Genomic DNA, 1,286 nt, shown 5'->3' with positions numbered 1-1,286 from the left:
CTTGGCTGTCCTCTTCTTTCTTTTTGATCACAATCAAATAGTGGATGTCCTGTTCTTATAAACTGCTTATAAGCTAAGAAATCAGTAGTTTTAAAAAGAGATTATTTATGAATAATGAAAACTATGCCCTGTACTCACAAACACTTTCCAAGCTTCCAGAAAAAGAAATGCTAAATCTTATACATGGAATTAAGCCAATCATAAGCAGCCAAGATGGTAATATACTCTTTACATACAATAGTGGCAGTTTTTCTGCCACATGTATACTTATGAATCAAGATGATATTCCTGATCACTTGGAAAGTTTTACTCACTATATCGACTATATATCAAAAGCCCAAGAAGTTTCTAAGGATTATATAGACTCAATTAAGAGTAAAATTTTGAAAACAACCTTAGTGCTATCAATTAATACTATATACAATGATGAAGACGAGCCTATAGCTGAAGATTTAATTGGGAAGCTTTGTTTTGGTCTAAATCCTATAGTATTTTTTAACGACTCATTATATGACCAAAATTCTAAACTCATCTTAGCACCAAATAAACCACTAAAATAAGTCATATTAACCATATGAATATCAACAAAACCTGTTTTAATTTTTGGTACACTGAACAAGGTGAGATTCTCAAGGGTTGTAGTAATGCAGAACTTCTTGAGTTGGAAAAAAAATACAGTTTAAAACTACCTGAAAAATATAAGCTAATCATGCTGATATCAAATGGTGGAATTGCTGACTTTGAAATTTTTAAGGATGAAAGATGGATATCCTTAACGCCATTTTATGAGTTATCAAAACTACATGTGACAAAAATCATAGACGAAAATAATGAAAATATTATTAATAGACTCTTAGTCATTGGCGATGATGGTACCTCATTATATGGATTAAACTATGATAATGAAGAACCCTCAGTAATATATGCTGACTGCTATGGTGACTTTGAAATAATAGCAAATAATTTCAATGAATTTATCAATCTTTTAAGTAAACGCGAATACATTATCCCAGATGAAAATGCTATTATAGCATTACAGGACGAAGACCAATTATCCAAACTAGTCGAAAGGGTTGGCAAATACTGGAAAAATTCATATGGACAATCACTTCCCCAAATTGCAGCAGCAATCGGAGCAGACAAGTCTTTAAAACTATTCATTCAGTTAGGACTCGACTTAGAGGGAGTAATGGATTTTGCAAAAAAAAATAATAGGGATCATATAATTAAGATGATGAATGAAATAGAGTAAGGAAGCTAAATAAAAGCAAAATAAAAAAGGACAC

At 31.2% G+C, this 1,286-nt stretch carries 2 protein-coding genes; both read left to right on the top strand.

Annotated elements, in window-relative coordinates; genetic code table 11:
- Positions 1-107: 107 nt before the first annotated feature.
- Positions 108-560, top strand: coding sequence for a hypothetical protein (locus KCG35_RS25370; RefSeq protein ID WP_215822637.1), 453 nt, complete (start codon positions 108-110; stop codon positions 558-560).
- 14 nt (positions 561-574) lie between these two features.
- On the top strand, positions 575-1,252 hold the full coding sequence (locus tag KCG35_RS25365) for an SMI1/KNR4 family protein (protein WP_215822636.1): 678 nt from the start codon (positions 575-577) through the stop codon (positions 1,250-1,252).
- Positions 1,253-1,286: the final 34 nt, after the last annotated feature.

Source organism: Zooshikella harenae (assembly GCF_018837975.1).
In the GTDB taxonomy this organism is placed as follows: domain Bacteria; phylum Pseudomonadota; class Gammaproteobacteria; order Pseudomonadales; family Zooshikellaceae; genus Zooshikella; species Zooshikella harenae.
This window is presented reverse-complemented; position numbering and strand designations above follow the sequence as displayed.

What these genes read in the sequence shown, in the direction of transcription:
- KCG35_RS25370 (WP_215822637.1), top strand. Translation starts at nt 108, where the DNA reads ATGAATAATGAAAACTATGCCCTGTACTCACAAACACTTTCCAAGCTT.
- KCG35_RS25365 (WP_215822636.1), top strand. Translation starts at nt 575, where the DNA reads ATGAATATCAACAAAACCTGTTTTAATTTTTGGTACACTGAACAAGGT.